This is a genomic window from Mesorhizobium sp. M1143 (assembly GCF_040318435.1).
GTDB lineage: Bacteria > Pseudomonadota > Alphaproteobacteria > Rhizobiales > Rhizobiaceae > Mesorhizobium.
Map to the genome: position 1 here is coordinate 1 of NZ_JAMYMJ010000074.1, position 18114 is coordinate 18114.

The window sequence follows — 18114 nt, forward strand, 5'->3', positions numbered from 1 at the left end:
GGACGACCTGCGCGAGCACAAGAAGCTCGCTCTGCGCCAAGCCGCATGACCAGCATCATGGCCGCCCCATTTTGCAGAACTTGACGCACACAACCTTTATCAAGCTCCTGGGTGGCCTGCCACCCGAAGCTCGATAGAGCGAAGGGTGGTGCGGATGAAGGGACTCGAACCCCCACGCCTTTCGGCACTGGAACCTAAATCCAGGGCGTCTACCAGTTCCGCCACATCCGCATTTGTCGGCAATCCCATGTAGCCATCATTCTGTCAATGTCGGGGCGAAAATGTCTGCCGTTGGGGCGGTCATTCGCTGCAACGCGAAGATGGTTGAAAATTGGCCTCGCCTGTGACAAAAGGCGTGTCAAATGTGACGGGACGCGCCGATCCGCTTCTGCAGAATGTGATAAGAAGTAGGAAAAACAAGAACTTATTCACATCTTGGAACGCAGTTTGGAAGAATTTGAGCCGTAATTTCGGTCAAATCGCCAGGTTCCGTGCCAAAAGCCATTCCCGGCAAGATTGTACCGGCAGGCTGTGAACGGCAAGACGCCGTGGCAGCCTCTTTGGTGAAGATAAAGGTTTTACGATGCAGGTCACCGAAACGCTCAACTCCGGTCTCAAGCGCGAGATCAAGATCACCGTGCCGGCCGGTGATATGGAAGCCAAGCTGATGGCGCGGCTGTCCGACGCCAGGAACAAGGTCCGCATCAACGGCTTCCGTCCCGGCAAGGTGCCTGTGCAGCATTTGCGCAAGGTCTACGGCAAGTCGTTCATGGCCGAAGTGGTCAACGAGATCCTCAACGATTCGACCCGTTCGATCATCACGGGGCGCGGCGAAAAGGCCGCCATGCAGCCTGAAGTGATCATGACGGAAGACGAGAAGGAGGCCGAGAAGATCCTGGCCGGCGGCGCCGACTTCGAATTCCGCCTCAACTACGAGGTCATCCCGGCGATCGAGATCAAGGATTTCTCCGACATCAAGGTGACGCGCCAGGTATTCGAAGTGCCGGACAGCGAGATCGACGAACAGGTCCAGCGCGTTGCCGAATCGGCGCGAAGCTTCGAGCCGAAGACCGGCAAGGCCGCCGAAGGCGACCGCGTTTCGATCGACTATGTCGGCAAGATCGACGGCGAGGCCTTTTCCGGCGGCGCCGGCACCGACCAGCCGCTGGTTCTGGGGTCCAAGGAATTCATTCCGGGCTTCGAGGACCAACTGATCGGCGCCAAGGCCGGCGACGAGAAGCAGGTCACCGTCACTTTCCCGGAAAACTACCAGGCCGCGCATCTGGCCGGCAAGGAAGCCACCTTCGACGTCACCGTCAAGGAAGTGTCCAAGCCCGGCGCGCTGGAAATCAACGACGAGATGGCCAAGAATCTCGGCCTGGAATCGCTGGAGCGCCTGCGCGACGTGGTGCGCGGCCAGATCGAGAACCAGTTCGGTTCGATGACCCGCCAGAAGGTCAAGCGCCAGCTGCTCGACCAGCTTGACGCGGCCTATTCGTTCGAGGCGCCGTCGAAGCTCGTCGATGCCGAGTTCAACAACATCTGGACCCAGGTCAACCGCGATCTCGAAGCCGCCGGCCGTACCTTCGCCGACGAGGAGACGACGGAAGAAGAGGCACGCGCCGAATATCTGCGGCTTGCCGAGCGCCGCGTGCGTCTCGGCCTGGTTTTGGCCGAGATCGGCGAGAAGGCCGGCGTCACCGTTTCCGACGAGGAACTGCAGCGCGGCCTGTTCGAGCAGGTGCGCCGCTACCCGGCCAACCAGCAGCAGGAAGCCTTCGAGTTCTATCGCAGCAATCCGGAAGCCCTGAACACGCTGCGCGCGCCGATGTTCGAGGAGAAGGTCGTCGACCATCTGCTCAGCCAGATCTCGGTCACCGACGTCAAGGTCAGCAAGGAAGAGCTGATGGCTGACGACGAAGAGGATACAGCCAAGGCCAAGCCGGCGAAGAAGGCCGCTGCCAAGAAGGCCGACAAGGCTGAAAAGGCCGACGACGCGGAAGAGCCGAAGAAGAAGGCAGCCCCGAAAAAGAAGGCCGCCAAGGACGCCGAATAAGCGCCTGACGACAAGATCAGAAAAGGCCGCCCTCGAGGCGGCCTTTTTCGTTGTGGCGGATGTGCCTTGAGCCACCGCAGCCCACCTGAACCTTTGTACGGTCGACCTGTTCTACCTACCGGCCAGATTCTGTGGTACACAAGTGCCGCAATTCCATCTGGGGAGGAGCGGAGAATCTATTCTGCCGTGCAGGGCGCATGCTGGTGCTACCGGCATGTGCAGACCGTCTCAGGCAAATTTGACGATCAGGGAGGAATGCCATGCGCTTGGTTGCGTTTTTCGCCGTCGTTTCCGTTGCAACTTTCATCGCCAATCCATCGCGGGCACAGGACGCCGCGGCGGGCGAGAAGGTCTTCACCAAATGCAAGGTCTGCCACGTCGCAGACCAAGACACCAACAAGATAGGCCCTTCTTTGCATGGCGTTATCGGCCGGACGGCCGGCACGCATCCGGATTTTAAATATTCCGAAGCCATGATCGCGGCCGGCACATCCGGCGTCAAATGGGATGAGCCGACACTGACGACGTATCTTTACGACCCCAAGGCAATGGTCAAAGGGACGAAGATGGCGTTTCCCGGCCTCAAGAAGGACGAGGACGTCGCCAACGTCATCGCCTATCTGAAGCAATTTTCCCCGTAACCTGGCTCTTCGGCCGGCCAGAGCGTTTCACCGTTTCACGGAAACGGCGATCCGCTCGATCTCTTTGTTCTTACGCAATTCCGGACGGAAAACCGAATACACTTTTCCTGGAATTGCTCTAGGCTGCCCGGTTTCCATCGATGGTCGTCTCAAATGTCGGTCAAGGAAAGCCTCAAGGATACCGGCGTCCGCCTCTCGGAAGCGACGGCCAGTGATTTCTTTGCGCTCTTGAAGCCTCGGGTCATGGCCCTTGCCGTCTTTACCGCCTTCGTCGGTCTGATGGTGGCGCCCGGCGCGATGAACCCGGTCATCGCCGTGATCGCCATAGGTGCGATTGCGGTTGGAGCGGGAGCGGCCGGCGCGCTCAACATGTGGTACGACGCCGACATCGACGCGCTGATGTCGCGCACGTCAAAGCGGCCGGTTCCGTCGGGCCGCGTCACGGCGGGCGAAGCCCTCGGCTTCGGCCTGGTGCTTTCCGCACTTTCGGTCATGACGCTCGGCGTGCTGGTGGGCTGGCTTGCCGCGTCACTGCTGGCCTTCACCATCTTTTTCTACGTCGTCATCTATACGATGTGGCTGAAGCGCTCGACGCCGCAGAACATCGTCATCGGCGGCGCGGCGGGTGCGCTTCCTCCGATGATCGGCTGGGCAGCGGCCACCGGCGCCATCGGCATTGAAAGCCTGATCCTGTTCCTGATCATTTTCCTGTGGACGCCGCCGCATTTCTGGGCGCTCGCACTGTTCAAGGCCGGCGACTATGCCGCTGCCGGCATCCCGATGATGCCGAACGTGGCCGGCCAGGCCTCGACCAGAAGGCAGATCTTCGCCTATTCACTGCTCCTGGCACCAATCGGCGTGCTGCCCTGGGCGTTCGGATTCACGAGCGGGGTCTATGGGATTGTTTCGGCTGCATTGGGCTCGGGTTTCATCTGGCATGCCTGGAACGCCCTGGTCGTCCTCGACAAGGAGATGAAGCCGGCCAAGGCGCTGTTTGCCTATTCGATCTTCTATCTTTTCGCGATCTTTGCCGTGCTGCTTGCCGATACCATCGCGATACGCGCGTTCATGTCAGCCGGAGGGTGACGGCATGACGCTGTGTTCGGAAACCTCGCCTTCCGGGAGCCTTTTGTAAGAACGGGCGACAAGCTCCAGTCAATGGAGTATATTGATTGCGGTGCAGGTCGCGGTTCGCGTGGCCAGTCATGCAGAACGGCAGCACCGTGAAACCGCGACCTTGCCGGACCTGGTCTGGAGGAACGGGCATGACAAGTTTTCACGTGATTGCAGGCGCCAGCGAAACGCTGGAACACACCAAAATCCGAAAAATCAGCGTTTCCGATCTATTCGATGCGCTCAAGCGCGGTGTTGACGATTTTATGGTCAAACCGTCGCACATCGTCTTTCTCTGCCTGATCTATCCGCTTGTCGGCGTGGTGCTCGCTGCCTGGACTTCGGGCGCCAATGCGTTGCCGATGTTGTTTCCGCTGGTGTCCGGCTTTGCGCTGATAGGTCCATTCGCGGCGATCGGCCTCTATGAGATCAGCCGCAGACGAGAAGCCGGGCTCGACACCTCCTGGACGCACGCTTTCGAGGTCAGGAATTCTCCGGCCCTGCCAGCCATCGCCGCAGTCGGGATCATGCTGGTTGCAATCTTCATCGCCTGGCTTTTGGCGGCGCAGGTGTTCTACGAATATCTCTTCGGCCCGGCTCCGCCTGTATCGATTTCGGGCTTCATCAATGAAATATTTGCCACCGGACGCGGCTGGTCTCTGATTGTCCTGGGGCACGCCATCGGCTTCGTCTTCGCCGCGGTGGTGTTGTGCACGACGGTTGTCGCCTTCCCATTGCTGCTCGACCGCGACGTCGGCGCCTACGAAGCCATCCACACATCGGTGCGAGCGGTGCTGGCGAACCCGATCCCCATGGCTGTCTGGGGACTGATTGTCGCCGTTGCCCTGATCATAGGCTCGCTGCCGGTGTTTGCCGGGCTGGCGGTCGTGCTGCCGATCCTGGGTCACGCCACCTGGCATGTCTACCGCAAGGTTGTGGAGCCGCCATCGTCCCCGACGCGGGTCGGCCTCTGACCCTGCAGATCAGCTGATGGGAAGCTTCATCTCCGGTCTTTGACCGGAGATGAAGCTGTGCGTCAGGGCCCCGGTCCGAAGAAGGACAACCGGGTGAGAAGCGTGTAGTCCGCTTCGAAGAGCATCATCGCCACGAACACCAATATCAGAAGCGGCGGCAGGATGATCGCATAGGTCAGCGCCAGCCGCTCCCAAGCCATGTGCATGAACACGGCGACGATCAGCCCGGCCTTGAGGATCATGAAGATCAGGATCAGAGACCATCTGAGATAGCCGTGGATGCCGAGATAATCGACCATGTAGGAGCAGGCGCTGAGGATGAACAGCCATGCCCAGACCACCAGATAGAGCTTGATCGGATGTTCCTGATGAACCTCCGCGACGCCGGTCGGTGGCCCTTCATGCGCATGATCAGAGTGCAGCGCGTGTTGCCCGAGGCCGTTTGCGGTTGCTTCAGCCATGTCAGCCTCTCACCAAAGATAGAAGAATGCGAAAATAAACACCCAGACCAGGTCGACGAAATGCCAGTAGAGCCCCATGATTTCGACGTTCTCGTAGCGACCCCTGCGGCTGGTGAAGAAGCCGGGACGACCGACGTCGTAGTCTCCACGCCAGACCTTTCGCGCCACGATGATGAGGAAGATCACCCCGATCGTCACATGCGTGCCGTGGAAGCCGGTGATCATGAAGAAAGTCGAGCCGAATTGTGCCGCGCCCCAGGGATTGCCCCACGGCCGTACGCCTTCGGTAATCAGCTTGGTCCATTCGAAGGCTTGCATGCCGACGAAGGTGGCTCCTAGCGCTGCCGTCAGAAGCATGAGGATTGCGGTTTTGCGGCGGTCGCGGCGATAGCCAAAATTGACCGCCATGGCCATCGTTCCGCTGCTCGATATCAGCACGAAGGTCATGATGGCGATCAGGATCAGTGGAATGTCCGAACCGCCGATGCGAAGCGCAAAGACCTCGCTCGGATTGGGCCACGGCACACGTGTGGAGACGCGCGCGGTCATGTAGGAGAGCAGGAAGCAGCCGAAGATGAAGGTGTCGCTGAGCAGGAAGATCCACATCATGGCCTTGCCCCAGGACACGTTCTTGAACGCGCGCTGATCCGAGGACCAATCGGCGGCGATCCCTTGCCAGCCTGCGGGCCGCGTCTCCGTTTGGCCGGTATGCGTCAGTGTCGTTTCTGCCATGCTCCTCGACCTCCTAGGTCAGCAACTGCCGGCAAATATCGATGAACGTCGCGGCCCAGCCGGCTAAAAGAGCGAAGATGGCGAGCCAGACGAAAAGCAGGAAATGCCAGTACATGGCGCATAATTCGACGCTGAGGCGAAGCCGTTCCGGCCGTGCCCCGTTCCAGGCGCCGGCGGTTGTCCTGCCCAGGCCCACCAGCCCTCCCACTATATGCAGGCCGTGCATCCCGGTTATCAGGTAGAAAAAACTGTTGGCCGGATTGGAGGCCAGAAAATAGCCATCGGCGGTCAGGTCCCGCCATGCCATGAGCTGCCCGATGAGGAAGGCGATTGCGGTGAGCCCAGCCGCGGCAAGGCCGAGCCTGACCGTGTCCATCTGGCGCTTGCGCGCCGCGATCGAGGCGCATTGCAGGGCAACGCTGCTCAGCACCAGCATGCCGGTGTTGAGCCAGAGCAGGCGTGGGATGGGCAGCGGCTGCCAGTCCGACAGCGCCATACGCATGAAGTAGGCGCTGGTGAACAGCGCAAACAGGCAGCCGACCACGGCGAGGAAGACACCGAGGCCAATCTTGGCGGTCGGCAGGCTCGATCGGTCGAAGGCGACAAAATCTCCTGCCACACCTTGCTCGAGCCATGGTTTCGCCATCAGCCGCTGATGCGAGAGCCACCAGCCGGCAAAGCCGGCGATCACGAGAAGGAAGACCAGGATGACGCTCATGCCGGCTCCCTGGAGGGGCCGAACGTGCCCGGCATGTTTTGCGGAATGAAGTCCTCCTTGGCGCCCGGCACGCTGTAGTCATAGGCCCAGCGATAGACAATCGGCAGATCCTTGCCGAAATTGCCATGCGCCGGTGGCGTCTGCGGCGTTTGCCATTCGAGTGTCGTGGCTCGCCATGGATTGCCACCGGCCTCGCGCCCATGGCGGATGCTCCAGATAAGATTGAACAGGAAAACGATCTGGGCGAAGCCGACGATAAACGCCATGATGCTGATGAACGAGTTCAGGTGATGCGCCGACTCCGTCATGACCGTCACGTCGGTCAGTTCGGCATAGCGCCGCGGCACGCCCATCAGGCCGATGTAATGCATGGGAAAGAAGATCAGGTAGGCGCCGAGAAATGTAACCCAGAAATGGAATCGGCCGAGCGTCTCGTTCAGCATCCGGCCGGTGACCTTCGGGTACCAGTGGTAGATCGCGCCGAAGATGACGACGATCGGAGCAACACCCATGACCATATGGAAGTGAGCGACGACGAACATCGTGTCCGACAGCGGGACGTCGACGACGACGTTGCCGAGAAACAGCCCGGTCAACCCGCCATTGACGAAGGTGACGATGAAAGCCATGGCAAACAGCATCGGTATGGTGAGATGGATGTCGCCCCGCCACAGCGTCAGCACCCAATTGTAGACCTTGATCGCCGTCGGGATGGCGATGATCAGTGTCGTGGTGGCGAAGAAGAAGCCGAAATAGGGGTGCATGCCGCTGACATACATGTGGTGCGCCCAGACCACGAAGCTCAGCGCGCCGATGCCAACGATGGCCCAGACCATCATCCGGTAGCCAAAAATGTTCTTGCGCGCATGCGTGCTGATCAGATCGGAGACGATGCCGAAGGCCGGCAGCGCCACGATGTAGACTTCCGGGTGGCCGAAGAACCAGAACAGATGCTGGAACAGGATCGGGCTGCCGCCATTGTGCTGTAGCTGTTCCCCCATCTCGACGACCGCGGGCATGAAAAAGGAGGTTCCAAGCGCGCGGTCAAGCAGCATCATCACGCAGGCGACGAACAGCGCCGGAAAGGCGAGCAGCGCCATGACGGTGGCGGTGAAGATGCCCCAGACGGTCAGCGGCAGGCGCATCATCGTCATGCCGCGCGTGCGGGCCTGCAGCACCGTCACGACATAGTTCAGACCGCCCATGGTGAAGCCGATGATGAACAGGATCAGCGAGACGAGCATCAGGATGATGCCCCATTCCTGGCCGCCAGGTGTGCCGGTCATGATGGCTTGCGGCGGATAGAGCGTCCAGCCGGCGCCGGTCGGTCCGCCGGGCGCAAAGAAGCTCGACACCAGCACCAGCACGGCAAGGAGGTAGATCCAGTAGCTCAACATGTTGACATAGGGAAAGACCATGTCGCGGGCTCCGACCATCAGCGGGATCAGGTAGTTGCCGAAGCCGCCGAGGAAGAGTGCCGTGAGCAGGTAGATCACCATGATCATGCCGTGCATGGTGATGAACTGGTAGTAGGCCTCGGGGGTGATGAAATCGAACGTGCCGGGGAAGCCGAGCTGCAGCCGCATCAGCCAGGACAGCACCAGCGCGACCAGGCCGATGGCCGTTGCGGTCGCCGAATACTGGATGGCGATGACCTTGGCGTCCTGCGAGAACACATACTTCGTCCACCAGCTGTGCGGATGGTAAAGCTCCATTTCCGCGACTTCGGCGGGCGGGACGGCATCTGCAGGCGTGATATCGACCATAGGCGGAGCACCTCCGTGCCCTTCAGCGGGACCCGACAGTTTCGAGTTTTGCCGCAACTTCTAGAGCTGACGCCGTCGCGTTGCCCGGCGCCTGTTCCACCGAGCCCGTCTGCTGCGGCGCCGACAACTGCGCGAACGTCTGCTGCTGGTCGAGCCAGGCCACATAATCCTGCTCGGTATCGACCATGACGATGCCATGCATCATCGGATGCCCCTGGCCGCACAGTTCGGCGCACAGAACCTGGAAGGTCCCGGTCTTGGTGGGGGTGAACCAGAAATAGGTGACCGAGCCCGGTATCATGTCCATCTTGGCGCGGAATTCCGGAACGTAGAAATCGTGCAACACATCGATCGAGCGCAGCAGCATCTTGACCGGCTTGCCGACCGGCAGATGCAGGTCGGCCGCTTCGACCACGACGTCGTCCTGGCCGCTGGGATCCTTGGCGATCACGCCCAGCGGATTTTCAGCGGTGACGTCGCGGGTGTCGGATGTGCCGAGTTTGCCGTCCTTGCCGGGCAAGCGGAAACTCCACTGCCATTGCTGGCCGACGACTTCGACCACGGTTGCGTCGCTTGGAACATTGACGAACCGGCTCCAGACAAACAGGCCGGGAACCAGCATGGCGGTAACACCCACTCCGGTGACGATCGTCAGCCACCATTCGAGCCGCTTGTTCTCCGGTTCGTAGGCCGCCTGGTTGCCTTCGCGGTGACGGAAGCGGAAGACGCAATAGGCCATGAATAGGACGACCGCGGCGAAGACGACGCCGGTGATCCAAAAGGTGATGATGATGGTGTTGTCGATATAGTCCCAATTCGAGGCAATCGGAGTCCACCACCATGGGCTCAGGAAGTGGAACAACACCGAGCCCACGACGATCAAAACGAGTACAACCACTATGGGCATGTCCCGTTCCTCCCGGTATTTCAGGGGGCGCGAAGCCGTCCCGGGAAAATACCAAGTGCATCATGCGTGATTTGCGATCGAAATTCTAGAGCCGGTTGTGGAAGGAGCGAAAAATTGCTTCTGCGGCGCCGGACCTTGCTTCGTTGGTGACGCCGGAGCGACACCCGACCTCCCAAATCAGGGAGGGCAGGGGCTGGTTTGATTCGGCTTGCCTTGTTCCAGCGGGATCAAAGCGCCTTGATGATGATGCAGCCGGCCAAAAGCAGCACGACGCCGGCGAGCCGCATGCCGGAGACAAGCCGCTGCGGCAGGCGGAACCAGCCGAAGGTGTCGACTAAGATGCCGGCGACCTGCTGGCCGGCCACCGTCAGGCTGACGGCAGCTGCCGCTCCGATGACGGGGATGGCAGTGAACACGGTCGTGACATAGGTGGCGCCGGCAAAACCTCCGAGCCAGCCCCACCAGGGCATCGACGACAGGCCGGCGAGGCGAGGGCGGGGCGTCTTCGTTAAGGCAAGCGTGATCAGAAGCACCGCGGCCATGGCCAGCATCGCCACCAGGAACGAGATGGTGCCGACCGCAAATGGCGCGCCGCCAAGGTCGTGCCGAAGCAAGGCGTTTACAGCGCCTTGCACCGGAAGCACGGCGCCTGCCAGCAGCGCCAGTCCGATCCAGCCGAGTTTCGAGGGCGCCAGATTGTCCGCCGCGCCCTTCTGTCCCAGAACGATGAGGGCAGCACCGGCAAGCACGACCAGCATGCCAAAGGCAGGCCCGGCTCGCAGTCCTGCTTCGGGGATCCCGAGCCAGCCGAACGTGTCGAGGGCGAAGGATGCAAGCATCTGCCCGGCGATGAAGAGCCCGACGGACACGACGGCGCCAAGGCGAGGGAACACAAGAATGGTCGAAACGACGTAGAAGGCCGACGCCATGCCGCCGATCGCATGCCACCATTCGGCTTGCCGAACGGCAAGCAGAGCCGGTGTCGTTCCGGTGAGGGCCGTGATCGACAACAGCACGATGGCGCCGACCGCGAGCTGAAGCGTGGTCGCGGCAAAGGGTGAGCCGACCGCCTTTGAAAGTTGGGCATTGGCGCCGGCTTGCACCGCAAGCAGGCCACCGGCGACAAGCGCCAGAGGGATGAAGAGGATTTCCACGATCGTATTCCTTGAATGCGAGGTGCGGCGGCTAGGGCATGATCCCAAAAAGTGGGTGCCGGTTTTTGGAAAAGATCATGCTCCAACAAAGGGTTAGGTCATGATGAGATTTCAACCAAATCTCATCATGATCTAAGCGGCCGCTGACGCTTCCGGCAGGGCGGGAACAGCGATCCCTCTGACAACTGCGGAGCGGCGGCCGATGGCCGCATACCAGCGCGCCAGGTTTGGTGTGTCATCGAGGCTGAGGCCGAGCTTGCTGACGGCCGCGTTGATCCATGGCCATGTCATCACATCGGCGATGCCGTAGCTTTTGCCGACAATGTGCTCATGGTGCTTTAGCCGGCTATCGAGAACGCGGAAGACACGTCCGGTTTCGCGCTCAAAACACTCGATCACGTAAGGGATTTTTGCCGGCGCGAAGATTTTGTAATTCCACAATTGGCCAAGCGTCGGGCCGACATGGGCCGCCTGGAACAAAGTCCAGGTCAGCGTATCGTCCGCCTCCTGCGCGCCCACCGGCTGAAGCTTGCCCGACCGTCGCGCCAGGTAGTGTAGGATGGCGCCGGATTCGAAGACCGTGCGGCCGGCGTCCCGGTCGACGATCACCGGGATCTTGTTGTTGGGATTGAGCGCCAGGAAATCAGGCTTGGTCTGGTCGCCCCTTTCGATGTCGACCAAGCGGACCCAGTAGGGCAGGCAGACCTCTTCCAGCATGATCGAGGCCTTGTGCCCGTTGGGTGTCTGGCAGGTGTAGAGTTCTATCGGCGTCATGGCTCTTCTCCGCGACTGTTTCTTTTGTCGTCGGACTCCATATGGCGTGCGTGCATGCGCAGATCGACATGCCGATTCGCCCGCTTGCTCTGCATTTTTGCACAGCGAAGCGTCATTTTGGTCTCGCAGAGCGCAGCGCTTTCTTTTATCTTTCTGCAAGAATGCACAGCTCACGCGATATCGACTGGGAAGATCTGCGCATGGTGCTGGCCGTCGCCGATGGCGCTTCGCTGGCGGCGGCGGCTCGGATCCTGGGCGTGAACCACACGACTGTGCTGCGGCGCGTCAACGCCTTCGAGGCGCGGCTGGGTATCCGCCTTTTCGATCGGCTGCCGACTGGCTATGCCCTCACCGCGGGCGGCGAGGAACTGCTGGGCGCGGCACGCACAATGGCCGAGACGGTCAATGAACTGGCGCGCAAACTGTCGGGGCAGGATCTCAGGTTCGAAGGCAGGTTGCGGGTCACCACCACCGATACGCTGATGGCATCGGTGCTGCCGCCGATCCTGGCGGCGTTTCATAAGCTCCATCCCGGCATACGGGTCGAGGCGATGACGCAGAATTCCATCGCCAACCTGACGCAAAGGGATGCAGACGTGGCGATCAGGCCGGTGTCGCAACCGCAGGAAATCCTGGTCGGCCGGCGCATTTCGGGCGTCGCCTTCGCCGCCTACGCGACACGTTCCTATGCCGAAACGCTACCCCCGGAGCCGAGACTGGGTGCGCTGCGCTGGATCGCGCCCGACGACAGCCTGGCCAACACCGGCGTCGCCCGCTGGATGCGGTCGTCGCTGCCCGATGTCGAGATCGCCATGCGCGCCGATTCCCTGGTGACGATGTCGCATGCGGCGGGCGCCGGAGTCGGGGTTGCGGCGCTGCCCTGTTATCTCGGCGACAGCCTGCCCGGGCTTGTAAGGGTCGGAGGGCTGATCGAGGAGATCGGCTCGGCGCTGTGGGTGCTGGTGCACGACGATTTGCGCCGCACGGCGCGCGTCCACGCCTTCACCAAATTCGTCTCCGGCGAATTGCAGCAGCGGCGCGGCCTTCTTGAGGGCAGGCTCGGCGCCGGAGCTTGAGACGCACGCCAGCTGACGCTGGGGTTCAACTCCGCAACAGGTTCCCAAGCTCGGCAACCGTCATCACGCGCCCGAACACCTTGCCTATGATGTCGAGGGTTGCATTGTGCGATGCCTCGTCCAGTCCGCCATTGGCGTCGCTGATGAAAGCCACCTTGTAGTCGCGCATGAAGGCGCTCCGCGCGGTGGATTCGCAGCAGATGCTGGTCACGGTGCCGATGATGATCACCGTGTCGACCCGGCCTGCGCCACGGATGTTGCGCAACACGGTCTCGAGCTGCGTGTTGTGGAAGGCATCGTAGCGGTGCTTCTTGATGACGACATCCCCAGGCAAGGGCGCAAGCGCGGCGACGATTTCGGCGCCGGCGCTGCCTTCCCGCATTCCTTTGGTTTTCAGCTTCGGCTGATAGCCGGTTTCCAGCGGCGAGATATCGAAATGGTCGCTGAGCACATGCTGGGTGTAGATAACCGGGACGCCTTGCGCGCGGCAAAGCTCGACCACCTGCCGCATCGCCGGAATGCGATGGCGGGCCATGGCCACTTCCATGACGGCGCCCTCATCGACAAAGTCGCTTTGCATGTCGATGACCAGAAGGGCTGCGCGTTGCTTGTCGAACGGCCATGGTTCGTCGCCGGGCTGGGGCATTGCGTGTTTCCTGTTTCCGACGTTGATCAGGTGAGCAGCAGGCTCTTCATCGAGACATCGCAATTCCTGCCGATGACGATGTGATCGTGGATGGATGGAGAGATCAAAGTCGTGGCAATCTCGCAGCGAGCTCCGGGATTGGTTTGGGCGACTTGACGCGTCCTCGCTTGGCCTACGGGTCGATGACCGCGATCGCATCGATCTCTATCAGGTAGCCGGGAGACATCACTGCTATCCCGACCACTACGTTTGCCGGCTTGTGATCGCCGAACAGCTCGACCTGGGCCGCTTCGATGATCGGCACGTGTTCGTCGCGTTTGTAATCGACGATGTAGATCGTGATCTTGCAGACTTGCTCGGGCCGAGCGCCGGCGGCAGCAAGCGCTCGGCCGAGATTCCCGAACGCCAGGCGCGCCTGGACTGCGAAATCACCATGGCCAACGAGCTTGCCGTGTATGTCTTCTGGCTGCTGGCCCGAGACGAACACCAGCTTGCTTCCTGTCGCAACGACGACCTGGGAGTACATTTCCGGAATCGGCAGATCATTTGGATTTATGCATTCGAGCGTCATTGAATAGATCTCCTGAAATGGCTGACGGGAACTGGCTGCTTCGTATTCGCGAGTCTACGACATTGTCGCCGAAGCGGGCGCTTCCGTCGCAATATCACTTCTACACCGCAAGCGTGGGCGTTTGAGCCAAGCCGGAATGTTGCTGATTGGCTCGCGAGCGGTGGCGTTTGGGTTGACGGCGCCGGCGAGCGTCGGGCTCAGATCAGCAGCAGGCCCTTCATCGAGGCATTGCCTTTCTTGCCGATGATGATGTGGTCGTGGACGGCGATGCCGAGCGGCTTGGCGCTGTCGATGATCTGCTTGGTCATTTCGATGTCCGCACGCGATGGTGTCGGATCGCCGGAAGGGTGGTTATGCACCAGGATGACGGCGCTGGCCGATAGTTCCAGCGCGCGCTTGATCACTTCGCGCGGATAGACCGGCGTGTGGTCCACGGTGCCGACCTGCTGTACCTCGTCGGCGATCAGCACGTTCTTCTTGTCGAGAAACAAGATGCGGAACTGTTCGCGGTTCTCGAACGCCATCGCCGAGCGGCAGTACGCAAGAAGCTGCGTCCAGTTGGACAGCACCTCGCGGTCGCGAACCTCGGTCCGCGCCATGCGCTGCGCGGCAGCGGCAATCACCTTCAGGTCGACCGCCACGGCGGGGCCGATGCCCTTCACCTCCTGCAGCAGCGCCACCGGTGCGCCAAGCACTTCGCCAAAAGTGCCGAAGCGCGCCAAGAGCGCCTTGGCGATCGGCTTGGTGTCGACGCGCGGGATCAGGCGAAACAGCAGCAGTTCGAGAAGTTCGTAGTCGGGCAGGGCGTCCGCGCCGCCGGCAACGAAGCGCTCGCGCAAACGGTCGCGATGGCCGTGATAGTGTGGCTTCTCCGCCGATTTGTCTCTTGGTGCCTTGTCCTTCGCCGGTGGTTCAAGCCACCGCTCGGAGAAGAACCCCCGTTCGTCGTCACCGCTGTTCCCCATCCATCCCCCACACTCCCCGAGGCTTCGACGGCAGATTAGAGCGGTAAGCAGCGCGCGGTCGAGTTTTTTCGGCGACGGCGCCTCAAAGCTGCGGCTTGAGGCGATCTTGTTTTCAGCTGACCGGCGGCAGGCCGGGGCGGTCGAGCTTGTTTGGCGACAGGGTGAAAATCTCGCAGCCAGTTTCGGTGACGCCGATCGTGTGTTCGTACTGCGCCGACAGCGAGCGGTCGCGCGTCACCGCCGTCCAGCCGTCCGACAGCACTTTCACATGCGGCCGGCCAAGATTGATCATGGGCTCGATGGTGAAGATCATGCCCGGCCGCATCTCGACGCCTTCCGAGGCGGTGCCATAGTGCAGGATGTTGGGTGCGTCGTGGAACAGCTGGCCAACGCCGTGGCCGCAGAAATCGCGCACCACCGAGCAGCGCTCTGCCTCGGCATAGGTCTGGATGGCGGCGCCGATGGCGCCGGTGCGGGCGCCGGGCCGGACCGCCGCGATTCCGCGCATCAGGCACTCATGAGTGACTTCAAGCAGGCGTTCGGCGGCGCGCTTGATGGTGCCGACGGGATACATGCGCGAGGAATCGCCGTGCCAGCCGTCGAGGATGTAGGTGACGTCGATGTTGACGATGTCGCCATCCTTCAACGGCTTGTTGTCTGGAATGCCGTGGCAGACGACGTGGTTGATCGAGGTGCAGGACGATTTGGTGTAGCCGCGGTAGTTGAGCGTCGCCGGTAGCGCGCCTTGGTCCATGCCGAATTCGAAGACGAAACGGTCGATGGTCTCGGTGGTGACACCCGGCTGGACCATCGGCACCAGTTCATCAAGGCAGCGCGCGGTGAGATCGCAGGCCTTGCGCATGCCGGCAAATCCTTCTTCGCCGTAGAGGCGGATCTGGCCGGTGTTCCTGAGGGGTGCCGTGGCGGCGTCGAGATAGGTGACCATAGTGTCCGTTTGCCTGTAAGCGGGCGGCGCATATCAGCCCGTTAGAAAATTTCCCCAGATTTGGCACTGCAAGCCGCAAGGTTCAAGGAAGAACTGCCGGCAATGGACTGATACTGGCGATATTCCTGGCTTGCGCGGCCGCTCAGATGACATCCAGGTGCGCGATCTCCTCCGAATGCCGAGATCGCACTGACGACACATTTTCGCGCAAAAGCAGCCAAAGCAACTTTTGACGACGAACGGCGTTGCTGTGGTCAACGCCAGTTCGGGAGATATAGAATGGACAGATTGCAATTCGAGGTGCCGGTGCGCATCGCGCCCGCGCCCGGGCTGCCGGTAGAGGAAATATACAGCGTCGAACAGGCGCTGGATATCCTGCATGACTGGCCAACGAAGCGACAGGGCAAGGTCTATGAAGCGGCGTTCAATGCCTGTTTCGGGGCCACGGTGGATGTGGTCAGGACTGAGGACGCATGGCGCGCCTTCATGGCGTTTTGCCGGGTCAGTGGCCTGCTGGCCAGGGACATGATGGTTACGGCCAAGCGCGCCGGCGAGGCGAGGGGCCTGAGGGTCTAGAGTTCTGCTTGGCCTGGAGGCCGGCCAACCGACTCGTTCCAATCGGCGCGGACTCCGCGGCGTTAAGGTTCCGTTTCCGACTTCACAGCTAGGCATGAGCCATAGAGCAGCGTCTGATTCGTTGCGTCGGTTTCATGGTGCAGAACATGTCTTCAGCCAATGTGCGTACCTTCCCGCTAGATCGGCAGACCGTGCTGGTGCGCGAGGTCGCCGCAAGGCTGGGCAGACTGCACGGCGACACGGCCACGTCGTTCTGGAAGGCCACGGCGCGCGAACTCCTCGACAAGGCGGTCGCGGCCGGCTGCGATGCGGCTTCGGCGGCCAACGATGTCCGCCGGTTTTTCGCCGCGGTCCAGGACGAGATGCATTTCAAGGCGGACGATGCCGCACCAGGGCAGCGCCGGACGCGCACCCGCCCCTAGCCTCAAAACACACGCGCTCATCATTGTGTGGCCAACCGTGGACCGGTCTTGGCGTCGACGTATCTCGGGTCTTACGCTGTCGATTGTGCCGTCCCAGCCACGGCGAGCGCCTTGTTGAACGCGAGACAGGCGATGAAATACTGGTCGCGCTCGGCCCTGGCGACGTCGGTCATCGCCAAGGAAATCGTCGAGCGCTATGGCGGGACTATCATGCCGGAGACCTGCCTGACGGCCGCCTTTGCAAACAGTGGGTCTCAAGGCGGCTTAGCGCAAGGCGTCGGCCTCTCGGCGATCCCTGTGCCGACCCGATCCGAATCGGCTATGCCTGCGCGATGCAGGAAACGTCTCTCTACATCCCGGTGAAGCGGTTTCTCGAGAGCCTGGAATTCACGGTCAAGGGCGAAGTCGGGCACTGCGATATCGTGGCGGTGCGCGACGGCGAGCCGCCTGTGCTGGTCATCTGCGAACTGAAATTGCAGTTCAACCTCGAACTGGTGCTGCAAGGTGTCGATCGCGCCGCGGCATGCGACGAAGTGTGGCTGGCCGCGCGCATGTCGGCGCGTGGCAAGGGCCGCGAGCACGACCGCCGTTTTCGCGCGCTGTGCCGGCGGCTCGGCTTCGGGCTTCTGGCTGTCAGCGGCAAGGGGGAGGTCGAATTGCTGCTCAGCCCGGCCGCTCTGCCGCCGCGTCGCGATCCAAAGCGGCGCTCGCGGCTGATGGAGGAACACCGGCGCCGGCGCGGCGATCCGGTGGTCGGCGGCGGTTCGCGCGCGCCGATCATGACCGCCTACCGGCAGGATGCGCTGGCCTGCGCCGCAGCCATGACCGACGGGCCGAAACGCCCGCGCGATCTGAAAGCGATTTCGCCGCGCGCGGCCAGCATCCTATTGGACAATGTCTATGGCTGGTTCGCCAGGGCCGAGCGCGGCGTCTACGCGCTGACCGAGGGTGGCCACGCGGCGTTGCAGCGCTGGCCGCAGGTAGCGCACGACCAGGGATGAGTGGCCGGAGATTGCCGCGAGCAGGCGCCGAGGGAAACAGCCGCTGTTCGCCGTTTCAACCGATGCGCCGCGCCACCGTTCCAGCCGCTGCTAGTTCGGCGGCTGCCGCGAGGCTATCGACCTTCCCGACATGGAGTATGCCGAAGAGCTGGCAGCCATCCTGAATGCCAACGACCTGAAGCAGAGGCTATCTCATGGGAGGTTCCCCGGAGGGTTCGCCTGACTAAGGTGGCATGACAAGTTAGCCATTCAACCAGCCTCGGTACTGCCCATCCAGGATGGCTCGTCCGATTCTGAACAAGTATTTGTTATTGAACTGACGCGTAAATGGAAAAGTTCGTCCATCGCAGCGCTCGGTGTGGATGCCTTCCCGCTGCCGACCGACGGCAATGGTCAGGCCCGCGCTTTCCTCGTGGGGTAGCGCGGGCCGCTTCAGCCTAGCCATGCTAGCTAGAACCCAGTTCCCGGTGGCGTTCCCTTCGTTCTTCAAGGAACAGCTAGGTGTGCTCGACCCATTCAAATTGGATCGTCAGCAAGTAGCCGCTGCCCGCCAGCGGCCCAGCAGCGGTCTGCGGGGACTTTGCAGCGGACGCGCTGGGCCTGACCGGTGGGGCG

The 18114-nt window shown here is 61.6% G+C and carries 19 protein-coding genes and 1 tRNA gene; 8 read left to right on the forward strand and 12 right to left on the reverse strand.

Annotated features, from left to right (window positions below; all coding sequences use genetic code 11):
- Positions 1–146: 146 nt before the first annotated feature.
- A tRNA-Leu gene (locus tag NKH35_RS28765) sits at positions 147–231 on the reverse strand.
- A gap of 352 nt (positions 232–583) precedes the next feature.
- Between NKH35_RS28765 and tig the strand changes: the two genes are divergently transcribed.
- The 4 genes from tig to NKH35_RS28785 all read left to right on the forward strand — a co-directional run bounded on the left by tig (position 584) and on the right by NKH35_RS28785 (position 4784).
- Positions 584–2056, forward strand: coding sequence for a trigger factor (gene tig, locus NKH35_RS28770; protein WP_023667669.1), 1473 nt, complete (start codon positions 584–586; stop codon positions 2054–2056).
- A 260-nt stretch (positions 2057–2316) separates the two neighbouring features.
- On the forward strand, positions 2317–2697 hold the full coding sequence (locus NKH35_RS28775; RefSeq protein ID WP_023733689.1) for a c-type cytochrome: 381 nt from the start codon (positions 2317–2319) through the stop codon (positions 2695–2697).
- A gap of 153 nt (positions 2698–2850) precedes the next feature.
- A complete protein-coding gene (locus NKH35_RS28780; RefSeq protein WP_023667667.1) occupies positions 2851–3783 on the forward strand; it encodes a heme o synthase in 933 nt (310 codons plus the stop codon).
- Positions 3784–3962: 179 nt separating this feature from the next.
- Positions 3963–4784 (forward strand): DUF2189 domain-containing protein, encoded by an 822-nt coding sequence (locus tag NKH35_RS28785; protein ID WP_023667666.1) that lies wholly within the window; start codon positions 3963–3965, stop codon positions 4782–4784.
- Positions 4785–4846: 62 nt separating this feature from the next.
- On the opposite strand, the gene NKH35_RS28790 is transcribed toward NKH35_RS28785, so the two are convergent.
- The 7 genes from NKH35_RS28790 to NKH35_RS28820 form a co-directional block, all read right to left on the reverse strand.
- Positions 4847–5245: a cytochrome C oxidase subunit IV family protein gene (locus NKH35_RS28790; RefSeq protein ID WP_023733688.1), complete on the reverse strand. Its 399-nt coding sequence runs from the start codon at positions 5243–5245 to the stop codon at positions 4847–4849.
- 9 nt (positions 5246–5254) lie between these two features.
- The gene (locus NKH35_RS28795; protein WP_023667664.1) at positions 5255–5977 is read right to left on the reverse strand and encodes a heme-copper oxidase subunit III family protein; all 723 of its coding nucleotides are present in this window, start codon (positions 5975–5977) and stop codon (positions 5255–5257) included.
- A gap of 13 nt (positions 5978–5990) precedes the next feature.
- Positions 5991–6695, reverse strand: a complete 705-nt coding sequence (locus tag NKH35_RS28800; protein WP_023688233.1) for a cytochrome c oxidase subunit 3 — start codon at positions 6693–6695, stop codon at positions 5991–5993.
- Positions 6692–8461, reverse strand: a complete 1770-nt coding sequence (gene ctaD / locus NKH35_RS28805; protein ID WP_023681631.1) for a cytochrome c oxidase subunit I — start codon at positions 8459–8461, stop codon at positions 6692–6694. Before ctaD ends, NKH35_RS28800 begins: the two co-directional genes overlap by 4 nt.
- 22 nt (positions 8462–8483) lie before the next feature.
- Positions 8484–9368 (reverse strand): cytochrome c oxidase subunit II, encoded by an 885-nt coding sequence (locus tag NKH35_RS28810; RefSeq protein WP_023667661.1) that lies wholly within the window; start codon positions 9366–9368, stop codon positions 8484–8486.
- A 227-nt stretch (positions 9369–9595) separates the two neighbouring features.
- Complete coding sequence (locus tag NKH35_RS28815; protein ID WP_352917157.1) at positions 9596–10522, reverse strand: DMT family transporter; 927 nt, start codon at positions 10520–10522, stop codon at positions 9596–9598.
- Between the two features lie 132 nt (positions 10523–10654).
- On the reverse strand, positions 10655–11296 hold the full coding sequence (locus NKH35_RS28820) for a glutathione S-transferase family protein (RefSeq protein WP_352917159.1): 642 nt from the start codon (positions 11294–11296) through the stop codon (positions 10655–10657).
- 161 nt (positions 11297–11457) lie between these two features.
- Here NKH35_RS28820 and NKH35_RS28825 point away from each other — a divergent pair, with 161 nt between their 5' ends.
- Positions 11458–12372 carry a LysR family transcriptional regulator gene (locus NKH35_RS28825; RefSeq protein WP_352917160.1) on the forward strand — a complete coding sequence of 305 codons (915 nt, stop codon included), beginning with the start codon at positions 11458–11460 and terminating at the stop codon, positions 12370–12372.
- Positions 12373–12397: 25 nt separating this feature from the next.
- Here the strand turns inward: NKH35_RS28825 and NKH35_RS28830 are convergent, their stop codons facing one another.
- From NKH35_RS28830 to map, 4 genes are all read right to left on the reverse strand, one after another.
- Positions 12398–13018, reverse strand: coding sequence for an isochorismatase family protein (locus tag NKH35_RS28830; protein ID WP_023667657.1), 621 nt, complete (start codon positions 13016–13018; stop codon positions 12398–12400).
- 172 nt (positions 13019–13190) lie between these two features.
- Positions 13191–13589: a RidA family protein gene (locus NKH35_RS28835; protein ID WP_023667656.1), complete on the reverse strand. Its 399-nt coding sequence runs from the start codon at positions 13587–13589 to the stop codon at positions 13191–13193.
- Positions 13590–13786: 197 nt separating this feature from the next.
- Positions 13787–14554, reverse strand: coding sequence for a RadC family protein (gene radC, locus NKH35_RS28840; RefSeq protein ID WP_023753348.1), 768 nt, complete (start codon positions 14552–14554; stop codon positions 13787–13789).
- Between the two features lie 112 nt (positions 14555–14666).
- Positions 14667–15500 carry a type I methionyl aminopeptidase gene (gene map / locus NKH35_RS28845; RefSeq protein ID WP_023681623.1) on the reverse strand — a complete coding sequence of 278 codons (834 nt, stop codon included), beginning with the start codon at positions 15498–15500 and terminating at the stop codon, positions 14667–14669.
- Positions 15501–15779: 279 nt separating this feature from the next.
- On the opposite strand from map, the gene NKH35_RS28850 reads away from it, so the two are divergent.
- The 3 genes from NKH35_RS28850 to NKH35_RS28860 all read left to right on the forward strand — a co-directional run bounded on the left by NKH35_RS28850 (position 15780) and on the right by NKH35_RS28860 (position 17499).
- Positions 15780–16076, forward strand: coding sequence for a DUF982 domain-containing protein (locus NKH35_RS28850; protein WP_023753347.1), 297 nt, complete (start codon positions 15780–15782; stop codon positions 16074–16076).
- A 146-nt stretch (positions 16077–16222) separates the two neighbouring features.
- Positions 16223–16498, forward strand: a complete 276-nt coding sequence (locus NKH35_RS28855) for a DUF6074 family protein (RefSeq protein WP_023681621.1) — start codon at positions 16223–16225, stop codon at positions 16496–16498.
- 332 nt (positions 16499–16830) lie between these two features.
- On the forward strand, positions 16831–17499 hold the full coding sequence (locus NKH35_RS28860) for a DUF2161 domain-containing phosphodiesterase (RefSeq protein WP_023688243.1): 669 nt from the start codon (positions 16831–16833) through the stop codon (positions 17497–17499).
- The last annotated feature ends 615 nt before the right edge of the window (positions 17500–18114 follow it).

What these genes read in the sequence shown, in the direction of transcription:
- tig (WP_023667669.1), top strand. Translation starts at nt 584, where the DNA reads ATGCAGGTCACCGAAACGCTCAACTCCGGTCTCAAGCGCGAGATCAAG.
- NKH35_RS28775 (WP_023733689.1), top strand. Translation starts at nt 2,317, where the DNA reads ATGCGCTTGGTTGCGTTTTTCGCCGTCGTTTCCGTTGCAACTTTCATC.
- NKH35_RS28780 (WP_023667667.1), top strand. Translation starts at nt 2,851, where the DNA reads ATGTCGGTCAAGGAAAGCCTCAAGGATACCGGCGTCCGCCTCTCGGAA.
- NKH35_RS28785 (WP_023667666.1), top strand. Translation starts at nt 3,963, where the DNA reads ATGACAAGTTTTCACGTGATTGCAGGCGCCAGCGAAACGCTGGAACAC.
- NKH35_RS28790 (WP_023733688.1), bottom strand. Translation starts at nt 5,245, where the DNA reads ATGGCTGAAGCAACCGCAAACGGCCTCGGGCAACACGCGCTGCACTCT.
- NKH35_RS28795 (WP_023667664.1), bottom strand. Translation starts at nt 5,977, where the DNA reads ATGGCAGAAACGACACTGACGCATACCGGCCAAACGGAGACGCGGCCC.
- NKH35_RS28800 (WP_023688233.1), bottom strand. Translation starts at nt 6,695, where the DNA reads ATGAGCGTCATCCTGGTCTTCCTTCTCGTGATCGCCGGCTTTGCCGGC.
- ctaD (WP_023681631.1), bottom strand. Translation starts at nt 8,461, where the DNA reads ATGGTCGATATCACGCCTGCAGATGCCGTCCCGCCCGCCGAAGTCGCG.
- NKH35_RS28810 (WP_023667661.1), bottom strand. Translation starts at nt 9,368, where the DNA reads ATGCCCATAGTGGTTGTACTCGTTTTGATCGTCGTGGGCTCGGTGTTG.
- NKH35_RS28820 (WP_352917159.1), bottom strand. Translation starts at nt 11,296, where the DNA reads ATGACGCCGATAGAACTCTACACCTGCCAGACACCCAACGGGCACAAG.
- NKH35_RS28825 (WP_352917160.1), top strand. Translation starts at nt 11,458, where the DNA reads ATGCACAGCTCACGCGATATCGACTGGGAAGATCTGCGCATGGTGCTG.
- NKH35_RS28830 (WP_023667657.1), bottom strand. Translation starts at nt 13,018, where the DNA reads ATGCCCCAGCCCGGCGACGAACCATGGCCGTTCGACAAGCAACGCGCA.
- NKH35_RS28835 (WP_023667656.1), bottom strand. Translation starts at nt 13,589, where the DNA reads ATGACGCTCGAATGCATAAATCCAAATGATCTGCCGATTCCGGAAATG.
- radC (WP_023753348.1), bottom strand. Translation starts at nt 14,554, where the DNA reads ATGGGGAACAGCGGTGACGACGAACGGGGGTTCTTCTCCGAGCGGTGG.
- map (WP_023681623.1), bottom strand. Translation starts at nt 15,500, where the DNA reads ATGGTCACCTATCTCGACGCCGCCACGGCACCCCTCAGGAACACCGGC.
- NKH35_RS28850 (WP_023753347.1), top strand. Translation starts at nt 15,780, where the DNA reads ATGGACAGATTGCAATTCGAGGTGCCGGTGCGCATCGCGCCCGCGCCC.
- NKH35_RS28855 (WP_023681621.1), top strand. Translation starts at nt 16,223, where the DNA reads ATGTCTTCAGCCAATGTGCGTACCTTCCCGCTAGATCGGCAGACCGTG.
- NKH35_RS28860 (WP_023688243.1), top strand. Translation starts at nt 16,831, where the DNA reads ATGCAGGAAACGTCTCTCTACATCCCGGTGAAGCGGTTTCTCGAGAGC.